This window comes from Bradyrhizobium sp. C-145 (assembly GCF_023375135.1).
Classification (GTDB): domain Bacteria; phylum Pseudomonadota; class Alphaproteobacteria; order Rhizobiales; family Xanthobacteraceae; genus Bradyrhizobium; species Bradyrhizobium zhanjiangense.
Map to the genome: position 1 here is coordinate 5,568,651 of NZ_CP088150.1, position 21,959 is coordinate 5,590,609.

Annotated in this window: 21 protein-coding genes; 7 read left to right on the forward strand and 14 right to left on the reverse strand. The window is 64.5% G+C overall.

The window, feature by feature from the left end:
• Positions 1-102: 102 nt before the first annotated feature.
• Positions 103-2,313 carry a phosphoribosylformylglycinamidine synthase subunit PurL gene (gene purL, locus LRP30_RS26370; RefSeq protein ID WP_128932899.1) on the reverse strand — a complete coding sequence of 737 codons (2,211 nt, stop codon included), beginning with the start codon at positions 2,311-2,313 and terminating at the stop codon, positions 103-105.
• A 184-nt stretch (positions 2,314-2,497) separates the two neighbouring features.
• Here purL and LRP30_RS26375 point away from each other — a divergent pair, with 184 nt between their 5' ends.
• Together LRP30_RS26375 and LRP30_RS26380 are read left to right on the forward strand one after the other, a co-directional pair.
• Complete coding sequence (locus LRP30_RS26375; protein WP_164934489.1) at positions 2,498-2,977, forward strand: PaaI family thioesterase; 480 nt, start codon at positions 2,498-2,500, stop codon at positions 2,975-2,977.
• Between the two features lie 75 nt (positions 2,978-3,052).
• A complete protein-coding gene (locus LRP30_RS26380; protein WP_128932898.1) occupies positions 3,053-4,018 on the forward strand; it encodes a DMT family transporter in 966 nt (321 codons plus the stop codon).
• 257 nt (positions 4,019-4,275) lie between these two features.
• Here LRP30_RS26380 and LRP30_RS26385 read toward each other — a convergent pair whose 3' ends face one another.
• Entirely contained in the window at positions 4,276-5,250 is a 975-nt protein-coding gene (locus LRP30_RS26385) for a tripartite tricarboxylate transporter substrate binding protein BugD (RefSeq protein WP_128938691.1), read from the reverse strand.
• Positions 5,247-5,948, reverse strand: a complete 702-nt coding sequence (gene purQ / locus LRP30_RS26390; protein WP_128956129.1) for a phosphoribosylformylglycinamidine synthase subunit PurQ — start codon at positions 5,946-5,948, stop codon at positions 5,247-5,249. Before purQ ends, LRP30_RS26385 begins: the two co-directional genes overlap by 4 nt.
• Positions 5,949-6,117: 169 nt before the next feature.
• Here purQ and LRP30_RS26395 point away from each other — a divergent pair, with 169 nt between their 5' ends.
• Positions 6,118-7,134, forward strand: a complete 1,017-nt coding sequence (locus tag LRP30_RS26395) for a magnesium and cobalt transport protein CorA (protein ID WP_128946528.1) — start codon at positions 6,118-6,120, stop codon at positions 7,132-7,134.
• Between the two features lie 12 nt (positions 7,135-7,146).
• Here the strand turns inward: LRP30_RS26395 and purS are convergent, their stop codons facing one another.
• Both purS and purC read right to left on the reverse strand, forming a co-directional pair.
• Positions 7,147-7,386 (reverse strand): phosphoribosylformylglycinamidine synthase subunit PurS, encoded by a 240-nt coding sequence (gene purS / locus LRP30_RS26400; protein WP_091889056.1) that lies wholly within the window; start codon positions 7,384-7,386, stop codon positions 7,147-7,149.
• Between the two features lie 15 nt (positions 7,387-7,401).
• Positions 7,402-8,169 carry a phosphoribosylaminoimidazolesuccinocarboxamide synthase gene (purC, locus tag LRP30_RS26405; protein ID WP_173015815.1) on the reverse strand — a complete coding sequence of 256 codons (768 nt, stop codon included), beginning with the start codon at positions 8,167-8,169 and terminating at the stop codon, positions 7,402-7,404.
• Between the two features lie 319 nt (positions 8,170-8,488).
• Between purC and LRP30_RS26410 the strand changes: the two genes are divergently transcribed.
• A complete protein-coding gene (locus LRP30_RS26410) occupies positions 8,489-8,812 on the forward strand; it encodes a DUF1476 domain-containing protein (protein ID WP_128932894.1) in 324 nt (107 codons plus the stop codon).
• 5 nt (positions 8,813-8,817) lie between these two features.
• Here LRP30_RS26410 and LRP30_RS26415 read toward each other — a convergent pair whose 3' ends face one another.
• Entirely contained in the window at positions 8,818-9,792 is a 975-nt protein-coding gene (locus LRP30_RS26415; RefSeq protein ID WP_128932893.1) for a LysR family transcriptional regulator, read from the reverse strand.
• Positions 9,793-9,896: 104 nt separating this feature from the next.
• Here LRP30_RS26415 and LRP30_RS26420 point away from each other — a divergent pair, with 104 nt between their 5' ends.
• Positions 9,897-10,724: an isocitrate lyase/phosphoenolpyruvate mutase family protein gene (locus LRP30_RS26420; RefSeq protein ID WP_249756676.1), complete on the forward strand. Its 828-nt coding sequence runs from the start codon at positions 9,897-9,899 to the stop codon at positions 10,722-10,724.
• Here LRP30_RS26420 and cynS read toward each other — a convergent pair.
• From cynS to LRP30_RS26440, 4 genes are all read right to left on the reverse strand, one after another.
• Positions 10,711-11,199, reverse strand: a complete 489-nt coding sequence (cynS, locus tag LRP30_RS26425) for a cyanase (protein WP_091889062.1) — start codon at positions 11,197-11,199, stop codon at positions 10,711-10,713. The genes LRP30_RS26420 and cynS overlap by 14 nt on opposite strands.
• Before the next feature lie 74 nt (positions 11,200-11,273).
• Complete coding sequence (locus LRP30_RS26430; protein ID WP_249756677.1) at positions 11,274-12,197, reverse strand: ABC transporter ATP-binding protein; 924 nt, start codon at positions 12,195-12,197, stop codon at positions 11,274-11,276.
• 4 nt (positions 12,198-12,201) lie between these two features.
• On the reverse strand, positions 12,202-13,041 hold the full coding sequence (gene ntrB, locus LRP30_RS26435; RefSeq protein WP_249756678.1) for a nitrate ABC transporter permease: 840 nt from the start codon (positions 13,039-13,041) through the stop codon (positions 12,202-12,204).
• 166 nt (positions 13,042-13,207) lie between these two features.
• Complete coding sequence (locus LRP30_RS26440; RefSeq protein WP_128956125.1) at positions 13,208-14,590, reverse strand: CmpA/NrtA family ABC transporter substrate-binding protein; 1,383 nt, start codon at positions 14,588-14,590, stop codon at positions 13,208-13,210.
• A gap of 159 nt (positions 14,591-14,749) precedes the next feature.
• On the opposite strand from LRP30_RS26440, the gene LRP30_RS26445 reads away from it, so the two are divergent.
• Positions 14,750-16,684, forward strand: a complete 1,935-nt coding sequence (locus LRP30_RS26445; RefSeq protein WP_128956124.1) for a sigma 54-interacting transcriptional regulator — start codon at positions 14,750-14,752, stop codon at positions 16,682-16,684.
• Positions 16,685-16,878: 194 nt separating this feature from the next.
• On the opposite strand, the gene LRP30_RS26450 is transcribed toward LRP30_RS26445, so the two are convergent.
• The 3 genes from LRP30_RS26450 to LRP30_RS26460 all read right to left on the reverse strand — a co-directional run bounded on the left by LRP30_RS26450 (position 16,879) and on the right by LRP30_RS26460 (position 19,556).
• Positions 16,879-17,757: a sulfurtransferase gene (locus tag LRP30_RS26450; protein ID WP_128956123.1), complete on the reverse strand. Its 879-nt coding sequence runs from the start codon at positions 17,755-17,757 to the stop codon at positions 16,879-16,881.
• A gap of 87 nt (positions 17,758-17,844) precedes the next feature.
• Complete coding sequence (locus LRP30_RS26455) at positions 17,845-18,978, reverse strand: acyl-CoA dehydrogenase family protein (protein WP_249756679.1); 1,134 nt, start codon at positions 18,976-18,978, stop codon at positions 17,845-17,847.
• 35 nt (positions 18,979-19,013) lie between these two features.
• Positions 19,014-19,556, reverse strand: a complete 543-nt coding sequence (locus LRP30_RS26460) for an OsmC family protein (RefSeq protein ID WP_157333756.1) — start codon at positions 19,554-19,556, stop codon at positions 19,014-19,016.
• A gap of 246 nt (positions 19,557-19,802) precedes the next feature.
• On the opposite strand from LRP30_RS26460, the gene LRP30_RS26465 reads away from it, so the two are divergent.
• Positions 19,803-20,462, forward strand: a complete 660-nt coding sequence (locus LRP30_RS26465) for a TetR/AcrR family transcriptional regulator (RefSeq protein ID WP_249756680.1) — start codon at positions 19,803-19,805, stop codon at positions 20,460-20,462.
• 125 nt (positions 20,463-20,587) lie between these two features.
• Here the strand turns inward: LRP30_RS26465 and LRP30_RS26470 are convergent, their stop codons facing one another.
• Positions 20,588-21,787: a TrmJ/YjtD family RNA methyltransferase gene (locus tag LRP30_RS26470; protein ID WP_249761836.1), complete on the reverse strand. Its 1,200-nt coding sequence runs from the start codon at positions 21,785-21,787 to the stop codon at positions 20,588-20,590.
• Between the last annotated feature and the right edge of the window lie 172 nt (positions 21,788-21,959).

Here is a 21,959-nt window from a genome sequence, read left to right on the forward strand (position 1 = left end):
GAGGAGCCCCTTGCGACGAAGCAATCCAGAGTCCCTCCGCGGAAACCGTCTGGATTGCTTCGTCGCTTTGCTCCTCGCAATGACGGAGAGCGGGGGAACGGCTTACGCCGCCTTCCCGCCCATATACTCCGGCAGCCAGCGCTCGAACGACTTGCGCAGCGTGTCGATCGCCACCGGCGCCTCGCCCGCGATGGCGATCGCATCGCCCCCGGTGGTGCCGATCCGCACGCAGGGCACCTCGCATCCGCGCATCTTGGCGAGCACGCGGCCGGCCTCCGTTTCCGGCACAGTGACGAGATAGCGTGCCTGGTCCTCGCCGAACCAATAGGCCTGCGACACAAGCGCGGTCGGCGCGGCGAGCAATTTTGCGCCGATGCCGCTCGCCATCGCCATCTCGGCGAGCGCGATCAAGAGACCGCCGTCGGAGAGATCGTGCACGGCCGTCGCAGTGCCCGCATGGATCATGCCGCGCACGCAATCGCCATTGCGCTTTTCCGCGGCGAGATCGACCGGCGGCGGAGCGCCCTCCTCGCGGCCGCAGATGTCGCGCAAGTAAACCGACTGGCCGAGCCAGCCATGGGTCTCGCCGACGAGCAGGATAGCCTCGCCCTCGGCCTTGAAGGCGAGCGAAGCGGATTTGGTGAAATCGTCGAGCAGACCGACGCCGCCGATCGAGGGCGTCGGCAGGATCGCACGGCCGTTGGTCTCGTTGTAGAGCGAGACGTTGCCGGAGACGACCGGGAAGTCGAGCGTGCGGCAGGCTTCCGAGATACCCTTCAGGCAGCCGACGAACTGCCCCATGATCTCGGGCCTTTCAGGGTTGCCGAAATTGAGGTTGTCGGTGATCGCCAGCGGCTTGCCGCCGACCGCGGTGATGTTGCGCCAGGCTTCCGCCACCGCCTGCTTGCCGCCCTCGAACGGATCGGCCTCGCAATAGCGCGGCGTGACGTCGACGGTCAGCGCCAGGCCCTTCGGCCCGTCCTGCACGCGCACCACGGCGGCATCGCCGCCGGGGCGCTGCATGGTGTTGCCGAGGATGACGTGGTCGTACTGCTCCCAGACCCAGCGCTTGCTGCACATGTCGGGCGTGCCGATCAGCTTCTCCAGCGCCGCGCCGAGGCCTATCGGCGTCGCAACGTCGCGGGCGTGCACGATCGGCAACGCGGCGGAGGGGACATGCGGGCGGTCATAGACCGGCGCCTCGTCACCGAGCTCCTTGATCGGCAGGTCGGCCATGACGTCGCCGCCATGCTTGACCACGAAACGCTTGCTCGGCGTAGTGTAGCCGACCACGGCGAAATCGAGGCCCCACTTCGTGAAGATGGCCTCGGCTTCCTTTTCCTTCTCGGGCTTGAGCACCATGAGCATGCGCTCCTGGCTCTCCGAGAGCATCATCTCGTAGGCGCTCATGCCGGTCTCGCGGGTCGGCACCGCATCAAGATCGAGATCGACACCGAGATCGCCCTTGGCGCCCATCTCGACCGCCGAGCAGGTCAGGCCCGCCGCGCCCATGTCCTGGATCGCGATGACGCAGCCCTTCTCCATGATCTCGAGGCAGGCTTCCAGCAGCAGCTTCTCGGCGAAGGGATCGCCGACCTGCACGGTCGGGCGCTTCTCCTCGGACTTGTCGTCGAACTCGGCCGACGCCATCGAGGCGCCGTGAATGCCGTCGCGTCCGGTCTTGGAGCCCAAATAGACGATCGGCATGTTCACGCCGGAGGCGGCCGCATAGAAGATCTTGTCGGCATCGGCGAGGCCGACCGCCATCGCGTTGACGAGTATGTTGCCGTCATAGCGGGTGTGGAAGCGCACCTGGCCACCGACCGTCGGCACGCCGAAGGAATTGCCATAGCCACCAACGCCGGCAACGACGCCGGAGACGAGGTGCCGCGTCTTGGGATGTTCCGGCGCACCGAAGCTCAGCGCATTGAGGCAAGCGATCGGGCGCGCGCCCATGGTGAAGACGTCGCGCAAAATGCCACCGACGCCGGTGGTCGCGCCCTGATAGGGCTCGATGTAGCTTGGGTGGTTGTGGCTCTCCATCTTGAAGACCACGGCCTGGCCATCGCCGATGTCGATTACGCCGGCATTCTCGCCCGGGCCCTGGATCACCCAGGGCGCCTTGGTCGGCAGGCCGCGCAGATGGATACGCGACGACTTGTACGAGCAATGCTCGTTCCACATCGCCGAAAAGATGCCGAGTTCAGTGAAGGTCGGCTCCCGCCCGATCAGCTTGAGGATGCGCTCATACTCGTCGGGCTTGAGCCCGTGGGCGGCAACCAGTTCGGGGGTGATCTTGGGTTCATTCTTCATGGATTCGGGGCTTTCGGCGGGCTTTGGCCGTTCTTAGGAACATCGGAGGGCTTGGAAAAGCCCTTTATGGCGCATTTTCCCGCTGTCCCACGTTTTGCGGCGGGGGCCCCGCGGGAACAGGAATTGCACGGCGCGGACGGATCGGATTTAAGGGCTAAAGACCCGCAATTGAAGGCCCATTTCCTTGCACGAATTGACCAAAGCGCCCGCTCCCCGCCGCCCCGACCTCCATGTCGCCACCGAGGGAGAATTTAAGGGCTGGCGGACCTGGATTCGGGACAGTTTTGAGTCCCATGTCGGCCCCTTCTGGCACCGGATCGAGGCGGACGGCGGCGTCCGCAGCGCCTTCCGGGTCGAAAAGAAGCACCTCAACGGCTCCGGCAACGTCCATGGCGGCTGCTACATGGCCTTTGCCGACTACTCCCTGTTCGCGATCGCCACCCACGTCCTGGACAGCCGGGCGGTGACGACCAACTTTGCCTGCGAATTCCTGGACGCGGCGCGGGAGGGCGAGCTGATCGAATGCACCGGCGAGGTCAGCCGCGCCGGCGGCTCGCTGATCTTCCTGCGCGGCAAGATGATGTCCGGCGAGCGGCTGCTGCTCACCTTTTCCGGCACGATCAAGCGGATGAAGCGGAAGCCGCAGCCCCAGCCAAACGCATAGCTCGACGCCTTCCCTTTTCACGCCCCCTCGCCCAGAGTTGCACCAAGCGCTTGTGCGCCGGGGAGCAGGAACAAGGTGCCGCAGAGCACATCTGAGGCGGGTCGCGCGATGGCGTCCGCATCAACGCCGTCGCCGTCCATGGCCGCCACCGGCGCGCGCAACTGGCGCGACTATGCGTTGCTGTTCGCGCTCGCCTGCTGCTGGAGCTCGACCTATCCGCTGGCCAAGCTGGCGCTGGACACGATTCCGCCCATCACCTTCATCGCGGCGCGCTCGCTGATCGCGGCCGCGTTCCTGTTCGCGATCCTGTGGATGCGCGGCGTCACGATCCCGACCGACGCCAAGGCCTGGAAGCTGTTCGCGACCCAGCAATTGATCAACTCGACCTTCCCCTTCCTGATCATCACCTGGTCGCAGCAATACGTGCCGGCATCGAACACGGTGGTGCTGGCGTCGACGACGCCGATCTTCGCCTTCCTCATCACCTCGCTGATCACACGGCACGAACCGGCAACGCTGCTCAAGCTCGCGGGCGCGATCCTGGGCCTTGCCGGCACGATTCTCATCGTCGGCCTCGATGCGCTACGCGGCTTTGGCAGCGAGATCGTCGCGGAGATCGCGATCTTGCTCGCCACCATCTCCTTTGCCTGCGCCACGATCTTCGGCCTCAGGCTGTCCGACTACGACCCGATGGTGGTGGCGGCGGGCTCGTTGCTGTTCGGCGGCATCATCCTGCTGCCGCCCTCGCTTGTCATCGATCAGCCCTGGACGCTGCACCCGACGCCGACCGCGATCATCGCCACCATCGTCATGGGCATCGTGTCGAGCGCATTGGGCTTGATGCTGTTCTACGTCTGCCTCGCCCGGCTCGGCACGCTGACCACCAACGCGCAAGGCTATTTGCGCATCCCGATCGGCGTCGGCCTCTCCGTGCTGCTGCTCGGCGAGAACGTGCCGTCGAACCTGGCGCTGGGGCTGCTGCTGGTCATGGCCGGCGTTGCGGCCATGACAGTGCCGGCGGAGCGGCTGAAGCTACGATAGCGTGAAGCGCTTTTTGCGAGCGTCAATCAAGCAGCCACGTTCGGCTGCCGGAAGCCCGCTTCCATCTCGCGGCGCACCCGCACGGCTAGACTATTTGGGTCGTACTCCACGTCCTCCCATTTCAGGCGCGGGCGTAGAGCAGATGCGCGTCGGCGGAATCGAAGTCCGGCCATTGCTTCTGGAGATCGTCCAGCGTTGCGACGAGGGTCAGTCGCCTCAAACGCGATGCAAGTTCGTGAAATCGCAGCCGAATGAAGCTATTGCTTGGCGTCGTCCGCCAGCATCTTCCGGTACTTCTCGACGTCGCGCGTCACGAGCTTTTGCAGCACCTCGGGCGTGTGCTCGTCGGGGTCGGGCGCAACGGTCGAGAGGTCGGCAAAGCGCTTCTTCACCGCGTCGGTTTCCACCGCCGTGCGCGCGGCGGCGTTGAGCTTGGCGATGACGGCCGGCGGGGTGCCCTTGGGCGCAAACAGGCCGTTCCAGCCCTGCGCCTCGAACTCGGGCAGCCCGGCTTCGGCCGACGTCGGCAGATCCGGCAGCGTCGCGAGCCGCACGGTGGAGCCGACCACGAGGCCCTTCACCAGCTTCTCGTTGATCGCCTGAGAGACGGAGGCGGCCGCATCGCAGACGCCGTCGATCTGACTGCCGACCGCATCGGTCAGCGCGGGCGCGGCGCCGCGATAGCCGACCAGCGTCGCGTCGATCCCGGCGGCGGTGACGAAGCTCTTGCAGATCAAATAGTTCGACGAGCCGACGCCGGCATGGCCGAGATTGATCTTGCCCGGATTGGCCTTGGCGTAGGCGATGAACTCCTTCAGGTCCTTCGCCGGAAAATCCTTGCGCACGCCGATGATGCCGAACGTCTTCGCCACCATGGCGATCGGCACGAACGAGTCCGGCGTGAACGGCAGTTTTGGATAGATCGTGTAGGTCGCGGCATTGGTGCCGGCATTGCCGATCGCGATGGTGTAGCCGTCGGGCTCGGCGCGAGAGGCGCGTGCCAGCGCGGTCGAACCGCCGGCGCCGGCGACGTTCTCGATCACGATGGTCTGGCCGAGCGCGATGCCCATCTGCTCGGCGACGGTTCGCGCGATCACGTCCGAGGTGCCACCGGCCGCGAACGGCACGATCATGGTAACAGGACGTTTGGGATAATCCTGCGCGAACGCAGCGGTCGCGAACGACAGCGCCGCGAGCGCGGCGAGCGACCGCTTCAGCATGAACGAGATCACGCGGCTTTTTCCAGATGCTGGACGAGGCCGGCGAACAGGCCGCGGCCGTCGGTGCAGCCCATGATGTCTTCGACGTGGTTTTCGGGATGCGGCATCATGCCAAGCACGTTGCCCTTGTCGTTGACGATGCCGGCGATCGAATGCGCCGCGCCGTTGATGTTATGGGTCTCATCAATCACGCCCTCGGCAGAACAGTAGCGATAGAGCACCCGCCCCTCGCCTTCGAGCCGCTTGATGGTCTCTTCATCCGCCTCGTAATTGCCCTCGCCGTGGGCGACGGGCACGCGGATCACCTGCCCGGCATTGTAGCCGCGGGTGAACGGCGTGTCGGAACGCTCGACCCGCAGATGCACGTCGTGGCAGATGAATTTCAGCCGCGCATTGCGCATCAGGACGCCCGGCAACAGGCCGGACTCGCAGAGGATCTGGAAGCCGTTGCAGACGCCGAGCACGAGGCCGCCCTTGGCCGCATAGTCGCGCACAGCGTCCATCACCGGTGCCCGCGCCGCAATCGCGCCACAGCGCAAGTAATCGCCATAGGAGAAGCCACCCGGCACCACCACGAGATCGGTGCCGGCAGGCAGCGAGGTCTCGGCGTGCCATACCATTGCGGGCTCGCTGCCGGAGATCAGCCTCAAGGCACGCGCCATGTCGCGCTCGCGATTGATTCCGGGAAAGACGAGGATGGCGGCTTTCATGGCTTAAGTTCCGACGGTGGCTGGAATCGGGGTGGCACGGAGGGGCCAATTCGCCAAGAGACATAACCATTTGACGGGGATTTTACCAGTGCTAGCCTTGGCAAAGGGCCTTGTACACAGGCTCTGGTCGCACGCAGTCTGACCGCTCGATTTGCCCGGGATTGAAGCCATGAATATCCCGTCGCTGCCCGCATCCCCCTCCGAGCCGGTGCCCACCGAGGGCGTCGTCGCTGCCGGCGCCTATGTCGACGGCCGGCGCGTCGCCAATATCGCCATCAGCGAGGCCTCGAGCTGGCGGGCCAAGCCCGGCCATGTGGTCTGGATCGGCCTGCACGAGCCGGACATGGCGCTGCTCGGCGCGGTGCAGAAGCAGTTCGATTTGCATGATCTCGCGATCGAGGACGCCAACCACGCCCATCAGCGGCCCAAGATCGAGCAGTACGGCGAGGCTCTGTTCATCGTTGCGCGCACCGCGCAACTGGTCGAAGGCCGGATCGCCTTCGGCGAGACGCACATTTTCGTTGGCGATGGCTATCTGGTCTCGGTGCGCCACGGCGCCTCGACCTCCTACACACCGGTGCGCGAACGCTGCGAAAGCTGCCCGCGGGCGCTCGCCCGCGGCGAGGACTACATCCTGTACGCCATTCTCGATTTCATCGTCGACAATTACTCGCCCGTGCTGGAGAGCATTCACGAGGAGATCGAGGAGATCGAGGACTACGTGCTCGCGCACGCGATCACCAAGGCGCAGATCGAGCGGCTCTATATGCTGCGCCGCGACCTCCTGCGGCTCCGCAACGCAATCGGACCGCTGGTGGAGGTCTGCCGCCGGCTGGAGCATGACGAGCTGTCGATGGTGCGGCAGGCCATGCAGCCACTGTTCCGCGACGTCACCGACCACGTCCGCAACATCCAGGAGCGGATCGATTCCATGCGCGAGGTGCTGGCCTTTGCCTTCGAGGCGAGCCTACTGGTCGGCCAGGCTCAGGAGACGGCGGTGTCCAAGAAGCTCGCTTCCTGGCTCGCGATCATCGCGATCCCGACCGCACTCGCCGGCATCTACGGCATGAACTTCAAGCACATGCCGGAGCTGGAATGGGAGTACGGCTATTACATGCTGCTCGGCGTGATGCTGACGGCATGCGGCGCGCTGTACTGGCGATTCCGTCGTGCCGGATGGCTGTAAGCCGCCCGCGCGTTAGACGATCTCGACCCGATAATTCTCGATCACAGTGTTCGCCAGCAGCTTGTCGGCGGCTTCCTTCAGCACGGCTTCCGCCTTGGTCTTGTCGGCGCCGGCGAGCTCGATGTCGAACACCTTGCCCTGGCGGACGCTGGCGACGCCGTCGACGCCGAGCGACTTCAGCGCGCCTTCGATTGCCTTGCCTTGCGGATCGAGGATGCCCGTCTTCAGGGTAACTGTGACACGTGCCTTCACGTCAAAGATCCTCTCTCAGCTCTTCACCAGCACCGGGCCGGAGCCCTGCGGACGCTCGTTCTCCATGAGGATGCCGAGGCGCTTTGCGACTTCGGTATAGGCCTCGAGCAGGCCACCGAGATCCCTGCGGAAGCGGTCCTTGTCCAGCTTCTCGTTCGACTTGATGTCCCACAGACGGCAGGAGTCCGGCGAGATCTCGTCGGCGACGATGATCCGCATCATCTCGTTCTCGAACAGGCGGCCGCACTCCATCTTGAAGTCGACGAGACGGATGCCGATGCCGAGGAAGAGGCCGGTGAGGAAGTCGTTGACGCGGATGGCGAGCGCCATGATGTCATCGATCTCCTGCGGCGTCGCCCAGCCGAAGGCAGTGATGTGCTCTTCCGACACCATGGGGTCGTTGAGCTGGTCGTTCTTGTAGTAGAATTCGATGATCGAACGGGGCAGCTGGGTGCCCTCCTCGATGCCGAGGCGCTGCGACAGCGAGCCGGCGGCAACGTTCCGCACCACCACCTCCAGCGGCACGATCTCGACCTCGCGAATCAACTGCTCGCGCATGTTGAGGCGGCGGATGAAATGGGTCGGCACCCCGATGTCGTTGAGGTGCTGAAACAGGTACTCCGAGATCCGGTTGTTGAGGACGCCCTTGCCCTCGATCACCTGATGCTTTTTCGCATTGAATGCGGTGGCGTCGTCCTTGAAGTGCTGGATCAGGGTACCGGGCTCCGGGCCTTCATAGAGAACCTTTGCCTTGCCTTCATAAATGCGACGCCGACGGCTCATTGGGATGTACCGTGTTTTGTTGAAATCCATGAATTTGGTGTGCTCCGGTTGACTAGGATTAGGACCCACAGCGGAGCTGCCGTGAACGGCTGGGAACCCGTCTCGAATCTTTGGAAACAGAACGGGAACCAAGCCTTAGGCAACCTATCCGATTGGCTGTCCAAGCACAATCGATCCGGCCGTCCGGCACCAACTTATACCGTCTTGCCTGCGGCTTAACGGCCCGTTGTTTTGCCTATTTCTGCTCTCTATGTAGGCATGCAGCCGGGTCGCCGCAACGGAAGGCTCCCACTCCATTCAGAGGGATTTGGAACAAAGCATGAGCGAGTTCGACAAGCGCGAGGAAGGTTTCGAGAAGAAGTTCGCCCTCGACGAGGAGCAGAAATTCAAGGCGGAGGCCCGCCGCAACCGGCTGCTCGGCCTGTGGGCGGCCGAACAGCTCGGCATCACCGGTGACGCCGCCACCGCCTATGCCAAGGAGGTGGTCGCGGCCGATTTCGAGGAGGCCGGCGATGGCGACGTCCTGCGCAAGGTCATGGCCGATTTCGCCGCCAAGAAGGTCGCCGTCACCGAGCAGGCGATTCGCGCCAAGATGAGCGAGCTGATCGCGGTGGCGGCCGCCGAGGTGAAGGCCGGGAAGTAACTGGTTCAGGCGAGTCGCCGGCGCGCAATTCCCTTGCGCGCCGGCGACCGCTTTCTGGCGTCCCGCGTGGTCGAGACATCCAGCCCGGCATAGTGGCGGCGGATGGTCTCGAGCAGGCGCTCGGCGGCCGCGCTCAGAAAGCCGCCACGACGCGTGACAAGGACGATGTCCTGGTTCGCGGCAAGATCGCCCACGGCGATCGTCGCGATCGAGGCCGCACGCAGCTCCTCCGCCACGTGGCTTCTCGCCAGGAGTGCAAGGCCAAAGCCCGATTCCACGAGCCGCTTCTGAGCGGTGAGGCTGTCCACGGCCGTCCACTCGATTTCGCCAAGCCCTTGCGTCAGAAACAACGCGAACACGTGAGCGGCGGCGATCTCGCGACGCCCGCGAGTCTCCGGGAATGCGATCCAGCGCTCGCCGCGCAGCTCGGCGAGGCGCTTCACGCGCTTTCCGGCCAGAGGATGGTCGGGCGCACAGACGACCTGCAACGCCTCACTCAGCACCTGCTCGCAGGCGAGATCGCCGGAGCGGTCGGTGTTGTAGCGCAGGCCGATCGTGGCCTCGCCGCGCCGGATGAGATCGCTGACCTCCGCGCTGGTCGCTGTCTGCAGCGCCAGCGTGACGGCGGGATTTTCCTTCGCAAACCGCTTCATGATGGTCGAGAGGCGGCCGTCGGCCAGCGTGCCGGTGACGGCCAGCGAAACCGGCCCCGAATTCTGCTTGGTCAACGCGCGTATCGCCTGTTCGGCGTCCTGCGCCGCGGCAACGGCGCGCTCGGCATAGGGGATCAGCACGCGCCCGGCATCGCTGAGCCGGGTGCGGCCTGCCACCCGCTCGAACAGGGGCACGCCGAGCTCCTGCTCCAAGAGGGCGATACGGCGCGAAATCGCCGGCTGCGAACGGTGCAGGAATTTCGCGGCGTTCGAGATCCCACCCCGGCGATGAACCGCCAGGAAGGTGTTGAGGGCGTCACTGTCCATCGCGAGCTCATGCAAAAAACTGATGATATCCGAAGGAATAACAAATTTGGCGGATGACGGAAATGCTCCTAAGGCTGCGTGCACGAACAACACGGAGACGAGCCATGACGAGCCAGCTGGACAAGGCGACGGCGTTTCGCGCGCTGCACGAGCGGCCCGAAGCCTTCATCGTTCCCAATCCGTGGGACGCCGGGACGGCCAAGCTGCTCGCGGCGATGGGCTTCGAGGCCCTGGCGACCACGAGCCTCGGGGTGGCCAACATGCTCGGCAGCGGCGGCGTCAGTCTCGACGTCATCCTCGCCAACGCGCGCGCGATCGTCGAAGCCACCGACTTGCCGGTCAGCGTCGACCTCGAGAATTGCGGCGCAGATGAGCCGAAGCGTGCCGCCCAAGCGATTCAGCGCGCCGCTGAGGCTGGCGCGGTCGGAGGTTCGATCGAGGATTTCAGCGGCGACCGCGATCGCCCCATCTACGACTTTTCCCACGCCGTCGAGCGCGTCCAGGCCGCGGTCGAAGTGGCGCGCGCGCTGCCGATTCCGTTCACGCTAACCGCGCGGGCCGAGAACTTCCTGCACGGCCGCAAGGACATCGACGACACAATTCGCCGCCTGCAGGCCTTCGAGGCCGCGGGCGCCGATGTCCTGTATGCGCCGGGCCTCTACGATCTCGCCACGATCCGGACCGTCGTCGCCTCGCTCAGCAAGCCGTTCAACCACGTGATGGGCTTTGCCGACCCGACGCTGACAATCGGGCAATTGTCCGCCGCCGGCGTCAAGCGCATCAGCGTCGGCGGGGCCATGTCGCGCTACGCGCTCGCCGCGTTCCTGAACTGTGCACGTGAGATGAAGGATCAGGGATCCTTCACCTATGTTCGCGACATGGCGGCGGTCGGCGAGCTGCGCGCCGCCTTCGCCGCGGTCACTCCTCCCTAAAGCCGTACTCCGGCACGTTGCCGCTGGCGCCGTAATATTTGTACGGCAGGAACTTGCCGCTCATGGTGATCTTGACGCGGTCGCCCTTCGGATTGGCGACGCGCTCGATGCCCATGTCGAAGTCGATCGCCGACATGATGCCGTCGCCGAACTCTTCCTCGATCAGCGCCTTCCAGGCCGGGCCGTTCACCATCACCATCTCGTAGAAGCGGTAGATCAGCGGATCGGTCGGCGGCATTGGCGTGCCGGTGCCGCGCATCGGCACCTCATTCAGCATGGCAACTTCCGCCTTCGACAGGCCGAACAGCTCGCCGGCATTCGCGGCCTGCGGCTTGGTCAATTTCATCTGACCGAGGATCGCGCCAACGATCAGCACCTCGGAATAGCCGCCGATCTTGTCGCAGATGTGCTTCCAGCTCCAGCCCTTCTCGCGCTTGATGTCGAGCAGCTTCTCGGTGAGGTCTTCGCGTTTCATGTCAGGGTCTCCTCTTCAAAAGCATGATCCGGAAAAGTGTGAAGCGGTTTTCCGTAGATCGTGCGTCTATAAAATCACGCAGTGAGTCCGGGGCTGGGCCCGGATATCCATGGCTGTCGTTGCTCTTCGCCATTCGACGCGATCGTTAGTCCGGGCTTGCCGATCTGAACCACCGGCACGTTGCGCGGATCGTGACCGGGTGTTTCGGCGGCAAAGGTCTTGCTGCGCGTCACCAGGAAATCGATGATGTGGTTGCGCAAGGCGTAGTACAGCGGATGGCGGTGCAGATCGGTGCGGCCGCGATCCCTCGGCAGCGGGTTCTCGACGACTTCGGCGAGCACCGCGCCCGGACCGTTGGTCATCAGAAAGATCTTGTCGGCGAGGTAGATCGCCTCGTCCACGTCATGGGTGATCATGAACGCGGTCTGCCCGGTCTCGAGGCAAATGCGCCGCACCTCGTCCTGGAGCGTGCCGCGTGTCAGCGCGTCGAGCGCGGAGAACGGCTCGTCCATCAGCATCATCTTCGGCGTGATCGAGAGCGCGCGGGCGATGCCGACGCGCTGCTTCATGCCGCCCGACAGCTCGGAGGGACGCTTGTGCTCGGAGCCGGTGAGGCCGACAAGATCGATGAAACTCTGCGCGTGCGCCCTGACCTTCGCGCGATCCCAGCTCCGCCATTTCGAGCTGACGGCATAGGCGACGTTGGCGAGCACGGTGCGCCAGGGCAAAAGCGCGTGGCTCTGGAAGATCACGGCGCGGTCGAGACTGGTGCCGGAAATCGCCTGCCCGTCGACGATGACGGCGCCTTCGCTCGGCGCATCGAGGCCGGCAAGGATGTTGAGTACTGTGGTCTTGCCGCAGCCGGAATGGCCGATCACGCAACAGAACTCGCCGCGGGCCATCGACAGCCAGAGATTCTCGAACACGCTCGTGGTGGCGCCGCCCGCGCCCGGATAGCGCTTCGCGATGCCTTCGATGGAGATGAATTTATCGATCACTGCCCTACTCCGGAAACGTGACCATGCGCGTGAAGCGCGCCAGGATCTGGTCGAGCAGCATGCCGACGATCCCGATCAGAAGGATCGCGATGATGACATTGGTGATCGACAGGTTGTTCCACTCGTTCCAGACGAAATAGCCGATGCCGGTGCCGCCGACGAGCATTTCGGCGGCGACGATCACGAGCCAGGCAATGCCGATCGAGATGCGCATCCCGGTCAAGATCGTCGGCGCCGCCGCCGGCAGGATCACGGTGAAGGCGCGCCTGACGGTGCCGACCTCAAGCGTGCCCGCGACGTTGATCCACTCCTTGCGCACGCCGGCAACGCCGAAGACGGTATTGAGCAGCATCGGCCAGATCGAGCAGATGAAGATGACGAAGATCGCCGAGACCGAGGAATCCTTGATGGTGTAGAGCGCGAGCGGCATCCAGGCCAGCGGTGAGATCGGCTTGAGCACCTGGATGAAGGGATCGAGCGCCTTGCTGAGCAGCGGCGACATGCCGATGAGGAAGCCGAGCGGGATGGCGACCATCACCGCCAGCAGATAGCCGGTGCCGACGCGCGCGATCGAATAGGCAAGCTGGATGCCGAGCCCCTTGTCGTTCGGCCCGTTATCATAGAACGGCCGCCTCAGGTGCTCCCAGAGCTTTGCGCCGACATCGAGCGGCCCGGGCATCGCGGATTTGCCTTGCGTCGCGGTCAGCCCCATCAGCTTGGCGTATTCCGGGCTCATCGCTGTCGTTGTGCCGGTCGAGCGCGTGGCGAGATGCCAGATGCCGAGGAATGCGGCGAGAAGCGCGATAGAGACGAGGCCGGCGCGGAGGCGGAGGGAGGAGTTCATTGCGCAAGACCTCTCCACATGTCGTCCCGACGAAGGCCGGGACCCATACCGCGGAATCTATCGATCGCCATCGGCAGCAGTACCGAACGACGAGTCTTCGCCAAACATCTCCCTGGGGTTATGAGTCCCGGCCTTCGCCGGGACGACGGTAGCGAGAGAAGTTTACTCACGACGCCTTCCTGATTTTGAAGCTGGCCAAATAGTCCTCCGGCTTGGTCGGATCGAATGTCTTGCCCATCACCGCGAACGACTTGTAGCTGCTCACGGGCGGCGACAGCCCCATCTCGGTCATCAGCTTCTTCGTATCGGTCGCCAGGTACACCTGCTCGGCGACCGTCTTGTAGTCGACGTCGCCCTTGATCTGGCCCCAGCGCTTCATCTGCGTCAGCATCCACACCGCAAAGGACTGCCAGGGGAACGGATCGAAATCGACCCGCTTGGCGTCGGTCTTCACGCCACCGAGGCCGTCGGCGTAGGTGCCGGTCAAAACCTGCTCCAGCACCGTGACCGGTGCGTTGATGTAGTTCGCCGGCGCGATCGCCTCCGCGATCTGCTTGCGGTTCTCCGTCTTCGACGCATAGGCCGTCGCATCAACGATGGCCCGCGTCAGTGCCGCAAAGCTGTTCGGCGCCGTCGTGATGAACTCTCGACTCGCAGCAAAGCTGCAGCAGGGATGGCCGTCCCAGATCTCCTTGGACAAGAGATGCATGAAACCGACGCCGTCATAGATCGCGCGCTGGCAGATGTTGTCGGGCGCGAGGAAGCCGTCGATGTTGTCGGCGCGCAAATTCGCGACCATCTCTGGCGGCGGTACCGAGCGCAGCTGCACGTCGGTATCGGGGTCGAGACCGGCTTCCGCGAGATAATATCGCAGCAAATAGTTGTGCATGGAGTAATCGAAGGGGATGGCGAACTTCAGCCCCTTCCAGTCCTTGGGATCGCGCTTGTCCTTGTGCTTGGCCGCCAGCACGATGCCCTGCCCGTTGATGTTCTCGATCGCCGGCACGGCAAAGGGAATGGCGTTCGCACCGAGCCCCAGCGAGATCGCGATCGGCATCGGCGCCAGCATGTGCGCCGCGTCGTATTCCTTGTTGATGGTCTTGTCGCGGATCACGGCCCAGCCGGCGGTCTTGACCACTTCGACGTTGAGGCCGTGCTTGGCATAGAAACCGAGCGGGGCCGCCATGATGATCGGCGTCGCGCAGGTGATCGGGATGAAGCCGACCTTGAGGTCCTTCTTCTCGGGCGCGCCAGTCTCGGCAAACACCTCGGTTGCGGTCTGAAGCGGGAAGAACTGCGATAGCGCCGCCAGCGCCGTCGAGGCCCCAACCGATTTCAGAAACGCGCGCCGTGCCATATCTTGCGGAAACATCGCGCGCATCACAGCGGAGGCGACAACGCCCGCGTAACGCGTCTCCTCGCTGTCCGTCGGGTCGCAGCGCAGGGCTGCGCTGGCCTGCTCGTGCTCCGCCGCCGATCGGTGCTGGCCACAGACACAACCGGCTCGAAGGTTTCGATCGGGATCAAACGGATTGTCGAATGTGGACATCGGACCTCCTGCGCGTCATTGCAGAAGGGATTACGCAAGGAGCATGCCATCGTCGGATCGTCGTGCAGTGCGTTGATGGCGCAGCACTTTCTGTCGCGTTTGGTCGCTACGAAAAGTCGTGATAAACGAAAACTCGTAGTCAAATGACGAGATTTCGTAATGGCAATGACGCCAATGCCCGGCCGCGACGATGCGGCCGAATCCATCGATCTGCGCACCGCGGCGTTTGAGTCCTCAGTGGAGGCGACGCTGCTGGTCGATCCCTCCCGCGATCAGATCATCGACGCCAATCCGGCGGCCTGCACCCTGCTCGGCTACGACCGCACGCTGTTGCGGCAGACCAGGGCCAGCACCCTTCATGCCGGCCAGCTCCCGGCGCTGACCGTGTTCACCCAGGCCGTGCTGCACAAGGGCGCCTACTGGACCACGGCGCTCACCCCGCGCCATGCCGCCGGCCAAAATCTCAGGCTCGAATATGCCGGCTGCATCCTGCCCCATGACGGCCGCACGCTGGTGCTGCTCACCCTCACCGATCTCGAAGCGCGCCGCCGGCGCAACGTCGACGCTGCTGCCGAAGACCACATGCGCGGCGGCATCTCGACCTGGCAGCGGGTCGAACGCGTGTTCCAGGACATCGAGCGCGAGAACCAGCTGATCCTGCGCGCGGCCGGCGAAGGCATCTATGGCGTCAACGCCGAGGGCAAGACCACCTTCGTCAACCCTGCGGCGGAGCGGATGCTCGGGTGGACCGCCGAGGAGCTGGTCGGCAAGGAAATCCATCCGATCGTGCACCATACCCACCATGATGGCCGGCACTATCACAACCACGACTGCCCGATCTATGCGGCGTTCCGCGACGGTGCCGTGCATCAGGTCGACGGCGAGGTGTTTTGGCGCAAGGACGGCTCGCCGGCCTGGGTCGAATACACCTCCACTCCGATCCGCGACCGCGGCGTGGTGGTCGGCGCGGTCGTGGTGTTTCGCGATGTCAGCCAGCGCCGCGAGGCCGACGAGAAGCTGCATGCCGCGCTTGCCGAGGTCGACCGCCTGCGCGAGCGTCTCGAGCTCGAAAACGCCTATCTCCAGGAAGAAATCCGCATCGAGACCAATCCCCGCGGCATCATCGGCCAGAGCGAGGCGATCCAGAAGACGCTGCGCCAGGTCAAGCTGGTGGCCCCGACCACCGCGGCGGTGATGATCACCGGGGCATCAGGCACCGGCAAGGAGCTGATCGCGCGCGCCATCCACGAAGCCTCGGGTCGCAGCGACCGGCCGCTGATCCGCGTCAACTGCGCCGCGATCCCGCGCGAATTGTTCGAGAGCGAGTTCTTCGGTCATGTCCGCGGCGCCTTCACCGGCGCAACGCGCGACCGCATCGGCCGGTTCGAGCTTGCCGACGGCGGCACGTTGTTTCTGGACGAGGTCGGCGAGATTCCGCTCGAACTCCAGGGTAAGCTGCTGCGCGTCTTGCAGGAAGGCAATTTCGAGCGCGTCGGCCAGGAGCGCACGCGCGCGGTCGACGTGCGCGTCATTGCCGCGACCAACCGCGATCTCAAGCAGGAGGTGCAACGCGGTCGGTTTCGCGAGGATCTCTATTTCCGTCTCAACGTATTCCCGATCGAGACCGTCCCCTTGCGCGAACGACGCGAGGACATTCCGCTGCTGGCCCAGCATTTCCTGACGCGCGAGAGCAAGGCGTTGAAGTCGAACCTGCGTCTGTCCGAAGGCGATGCGCGGCGGCTGACCCGCTACGACTGGCCCGGCAATGTCCGCGAATTGCAGAACGTGATCGAGCGCGCCGCAATTCTGTCTCAGAACGGGCGGCTGCGCATCGATCTGCCCGACCCCTCCGGCACGCAAGCTCCGAGCGGCGCTGCACGCCCGAAAGCCGATGTGCGCCCCGCGGTCATGACGTCATCGGAAATGCGCGATCACGAGCGCGCCAACATTTTGGCGGCGCTCGAAGCCTGCGCAGGGAAAGTCTTCGGCCCCGGCGGCGCGGCCGAGATGCTCGATATCAAGCCGACCACGCTGGCCTCGCGGATCAAGGCGCTGGGAATCGCGCCTCGTCCACGGGCGGGTCTCAACGGCTAGAATGTGGCGAAGCACGGTCGCGCGCCTCGGTTCGCCTCTCCCGTAGGGAGAGGTCGGATCGCACCGAGAGGTGCGATCCGGGTGAGGGCTTACGGTCTCACCAAAGGCAACGCCCCCTCACCCGGATTGCTGCGCAATCCGACCTCTCCCCGTCGGGGAGAGGTCGGACCGAGCCTTACGGCAGCGGCACGCTATCACGCCGCCTTGGTCGTGACCTCCGACGCAACAGGCAATCCCTGCTCGATCGGCAGCGACGGATCGCGCGACCATTCGTTCCAGGAGCCAAAGTACATCCGCACGTCCTTCACGCCGGCATTCTTCAGCGCCAGGAACGTGTTCGAGGCGCGCGCGCCCTTGAAACAGTAGAGATAGACCGGCGTCGTCTGCGAAATGCCGACAGTGGCGCATTCGGCCAGAATCTCGTCCTTGGACTTGAAGCGCGGGCCCTCAGCGGTCGGCTTCATCATGCGATACCATTCCAGCCAGACCGCGCCGGGGATGCGGCCCTTGCGTGGACAGAAATCCTTGCCGTATGGGGACGAGCTGTCGCCGATCCACTCATCGACATCGCGCACGTCGAGGATGGCAATGCCGGGCTTGCCGATGGCCCCGAGCATGGTCTTGGCGTCGATCAGGATCTCGCCCGCCTCAGGCACGATCGTGAACGATGCCTTCGCCGGCGTCGGCACGTCCTTGGTGACCGGCAATCCGGCTGCTGCCCAGGCATCGAAACCGCCATGCAGCACCTTCACCCTGGGATAGCCGAGCATGGTGAGGAGATAATAGCCGCGGCAGGACTGGCCGAAACCGGAGTTCATCGACTGCTCATAGACCACCGCTGTCTCCGTTCCGGAGAGACCGGCGGCACCAAAGGCGTCGGCAAATTTGGTCTTGAGCTCGTTGATGCCCTCGGGCGTCGAGGTCGCAAGATAGGTGAATATGTCGTGCACGTTCACGGCATTGGGGAGGTGCCCGGCGCCGTAGGCGTCGGGATTGCGGGTGTCGATGACAACACAGGGCTCGGTCTTCAAGAGATCGGCAAGTTCGCTGGCAGAGATCAGAACGTCCGTCATTGGCAGCCTCTCCGTTGAGGTTGGTGGGGTCTTGGTGGCGGTCTTGGCAGTCGTCTTGGCAGTAGTCTTCGGGTGGACTCGTGAAGATCAGGAATCGGCGAGCATCTTGCGTAATTGCTTGGTGGCAGGCGTGACGATCGCGACGAAATAGGCCTCGCGCAGTCGCCGCTGAGCGCGGTGGCTTTTGAGATAACCGCGTGCACCACAATGCAGCATCGCCGCATGCGCCGCCGCGACGCTGGCTTCGCCGGCACGAAGCCTGAGTGCGATCACCTTGCGCCAGTAGGTCTCCTCCTCGTTGTAGGGATCACGCGCCAGCGCCATCGTTTCGGTCTCGAGCTCGGCGGCGAGATCGCGAAAATGCACCGGCTGCTGCGGCAGATAGCGGTTGATATGGCCAAGGGGGCTGTCGACTTCGTCCATGATATTGATGCAGTCCTTGATCACGCCGAGCGCCATGCCGGCCTGAAGCAGGATGAAGCCAGCGCGGATCTTCTTGACGAAGGGACCCGCGGGATCGGCCAGGATCAGCTCGTCCGGCACGAAGACGTCGCGGAACTGGACGCCATAGGTGCCGGTGCCGTCCATAGCGAGGAACGGCTTGCACGGCGTCAGCGTGATCGCTGGGTCCGAGCAGTCGGCCAGAAACATCACCGTGCCAGGCTCGCCTTTTGCGATGCCCTGATCGTCCTCGCGTTCGAAGATCGTGCCGAAATAATGGTCAGGACCGAGATTGGAGACCCAAGGCAGCGCGCCGCGCACGATGTAGCCACCCTCGACCTTGCGCCCTTTCAGCTTGAGCTTCTCGATGCCGAAGAAGCTCTTCATCGGGTTGGAGAGCCCGGTGCCGCCGAGTACGCGGCCGGTGGAGAAGGCATCGCCGAAGCGTTTTGCCAGCTTCAGATTTGTTGAGTTCGCGGCGTACCAGACCAGCGTGTTCTGGCACCAGGCCATGAAGGCGGTGGCGCCGCAGACCTCGCCGATGACAGCCATCGCCTGGATGGCGCAGCGCAGATCCGCGGGGCCTTCGTGCGGGACGTGACTGCCCCAAGCGCCGACCGCGCCGAACTTGCGCAGCACCTCGGCCGGATAGACCGTGCCGGCGTCGATGCCGGCAGCGAGCGGCGCGAGCTGCTCCCGCGCGATCCGCGCCACCTCTCCTGCAATGGACGGTGCGGGATGATCCAAAATGTCGGCCCGCGATAAAGCCAGTGAACCCATGATCGTCTCCCGCACCTTGTCCTGATTGCCGTCTGCTAGATGCCGACCTCGAGATTGACCGGGCGGGTGAAGGTGTTGGCGACTGGCGACCATTTCTTCACATGGGCGACCAGCGCATTGATCTCGTCCGGCGAGATGCCCTCGCACTCCATGTCGACCTTGACGCGGACATCGGTGAAGCCGACCGGCTTGTCGGAGGTGTCGCCGGTGCCCCAGACCGCGGTGATGTTGAGGTCGCCTTCGAGCTCCAGCTCGAGCTTGTTGACGATCCAGCCGCGGTGCACGGCATTGGCGTGTAATCCGACCGCAAGGCAGGAGCCGAGCGCGGCGAGCGAGGCTTCCGACGGGTTTGGCGCGGTGTCGTCGCCCAGCAGCCCCGGCGGCTCGTCGACGATGTAGGGCGGCAAATTGCGGATGTAGTTGGCGTGGCGGAATTTTCCCTCCGCGACCGTCTTGCACTTCAAGGTCTTGACGACCTTCGGATTGGCCTTGCCGCTCGCGATCAGTTGCTCGAGCCCATTCTTGTCGATGGGCGCGAGGCACCCCGTCAGCACTGTCTTCTGAACGACGGCAGTCATCAGTCTTCTCCCTGGCAGAAGTGGAAATCGGCAGGATACCGAACGGTCTGTTTCCCTGCATGGAGCGTGCCAGAGCAAGCCGAAAACAAAACGCGAAGCATTGGAGCCGCTTAGGTGTCCTGCCTGCGGATTGATCAGCCGCAGCTTGCTTAAAGGCGAAGCAGATGCGCTTGCGCATGCGAATCTTTTCGGCGCGGAACAGATGCGGCTTGCTGATGCGGCGCAGCTGCGGGTAAGTTCGAGTCCATGGCTAAGACGTCATCGAAGAAAAGATCGAATTCGCCGCACGCCGGTGCTGGCGCAGGCGACGACGAGTCCGCGCGCGGGCGTTTGCTGAGCGCCGCGACCCATCTGTTCTGCAAGAACGGCATCAACGCCACCGGCATCGATGCGATCATCGAGGAAGCCGGCACCGCGAAGACCACGCTCTATAAATTGTTCGGCTCCAAGACCAACCTCGTCAACGCGGTGCTGGAGAGCGAAGGCAAGCAGTGGCGCGAATGGTTCATTGGCGCGATGGAGCAAGGCGGCGGCGACGCGCAGGCGAAACTGACGCGCATCTTCCCCGCGCTGAAGAGCTGGTTCGCCGAAGAACGCTTCTACGGCTGCCCCTTCATCAACGCCGTCGGCGAGCATGACAAGGACTCCAAGCAGTTCCGCAGCATCGCGCTGAAGCACAAGAAGATCGTGCTCGGCCACATCGAGAAACTCGCCGGCGAGCTCGGCTCCAGCGAGCCCGCGGTGCTCGCACATCAGCTCGGCCTCATCATCGACGGCGCCATCGTCGCGGCCATGATCTCGCGCGATCCGGGCGTTGCCGATACCGCCGCGCTTGCGGCAGGTCCCCTGCTCAGCCAGGCGAAGGCGAAGAAGAAGCGCGCGGCGGACCAGCTAGAGGCAGTGTAGGTCCAAATTCGTAGGGTGGGCAAAGGCACGCAGCGCCGTGCCCACCATTCTGTCTCAGCTGCGTTGATCGACATGGTAGGCACGCTGCGCTTTGCCCACCCTACAAGACCGATGCGCGACGAGACCTACGCGCTCTGCGCCATCATCCCAGCAAGCCGCACCAGCTCCGCCTCCAGATCGCGCTCGACGTCCGCCGCCCGGATCTCCAGCACACGATAATCCCGCGCTTCGAGCCACGCACGCCGCGACGCACGGTCGGCGGCGATGGTCTCCCCCTCGCCCGGGTTGACCAGCTCGATCGCGATCCGGTGCGGGAATGAGACGAAATCCGGGATGTGCCGCCCCACGGGGGTCTGGCGCTTGAACCCACCTGCGAAGCGGCGGTCGCGGGTCAGGGCATGCCAGAGCAGGCGCTCGGCATCGGTCGGGTTGCGGCGGAGCAGGCGGGCGAGGCCGCGCACGGTGGAGCCGCTGTCGGGCACGCCGCCGCCCTGCCCATGCTCGGCCAAGAGCGCGCGCAGGCGCGTGGCCTGCTCGCCGTCGAGCACGCCGCCCTTGGCCGGGCCCTTGCGCCCTTCCGCGATCGCCATCACCACGCCGTGGAGCGTGTGCATGTCCTGCTTGGTCGGCTCCATCCGGCTGAAGATGTTGCGCAGGTTGACCAGCATGGTGTCGCGTTTCTCGGCGGGGCGCAGGAATTCGACCTTGTCGAGCTCGCGCACGAGGTTGTCGAAGAAGGCCTGCATCTGGTGCTGCGAGGCGCGCTCGGACCGCTCCGGCATGGCGTGCGGCAGCTCGCCGGATGTGGCTCGTTTGAACCATTCGTAGCCGACCAGCAGCACGGCCTGCGCGAGGTTGAGCGAGGCAAAGCCCGGATTGACCGGGAAGGTGATGATGCGGTTGGAGAGCCCGACCTCCTCGTTGGTCAGGCCCCAGCGCTCCCGGCCGAACAGGATACCGGCCTTGCCCCCGGTGGCGATGTGCCCCGAGATCTCGGCGACGGCGGCTTCCGGCCCGACCACCGGCTTGGCCTGGTCGTGGGCGCGGGCGGTGGCGGCGAACAACAGGTCGAGGTCGGCGACCGCCTGCTCGACCGTCTCGAACAACTCGACCTTTTCCAGAATGTGATCGGCGCCGGCGGCGGCGCGCTGGGCCGCGATGTTGGGCCAGCCGTCGCGGGGATTGACGATGCGAAGCCGGCTCAGGGCAAAATTGCCCATGGCGCGGGCGGCCATCCCGATGTTTTCCCCGAGCTGCGGCTCGACCAGGATCACGATGGGACCGTCGAGAGAAAGCCCCGCCTTGCTCTTGTCAGTCCCCGACATCTGCTTCGCTTTCACACTGGCTCTCAAGGCCTTGCAGAGGCCACTTCAGGAGTTGATTCAAGCCGGCCCACCGGGCCGGCCGCACCGCCGCCTGTCGTTTGCCTGTCCTGACAAAATTCTCAAGGGAAATAACGGGTTGGATTCGACTTTTGAATCTCGCCTGGAACATGAC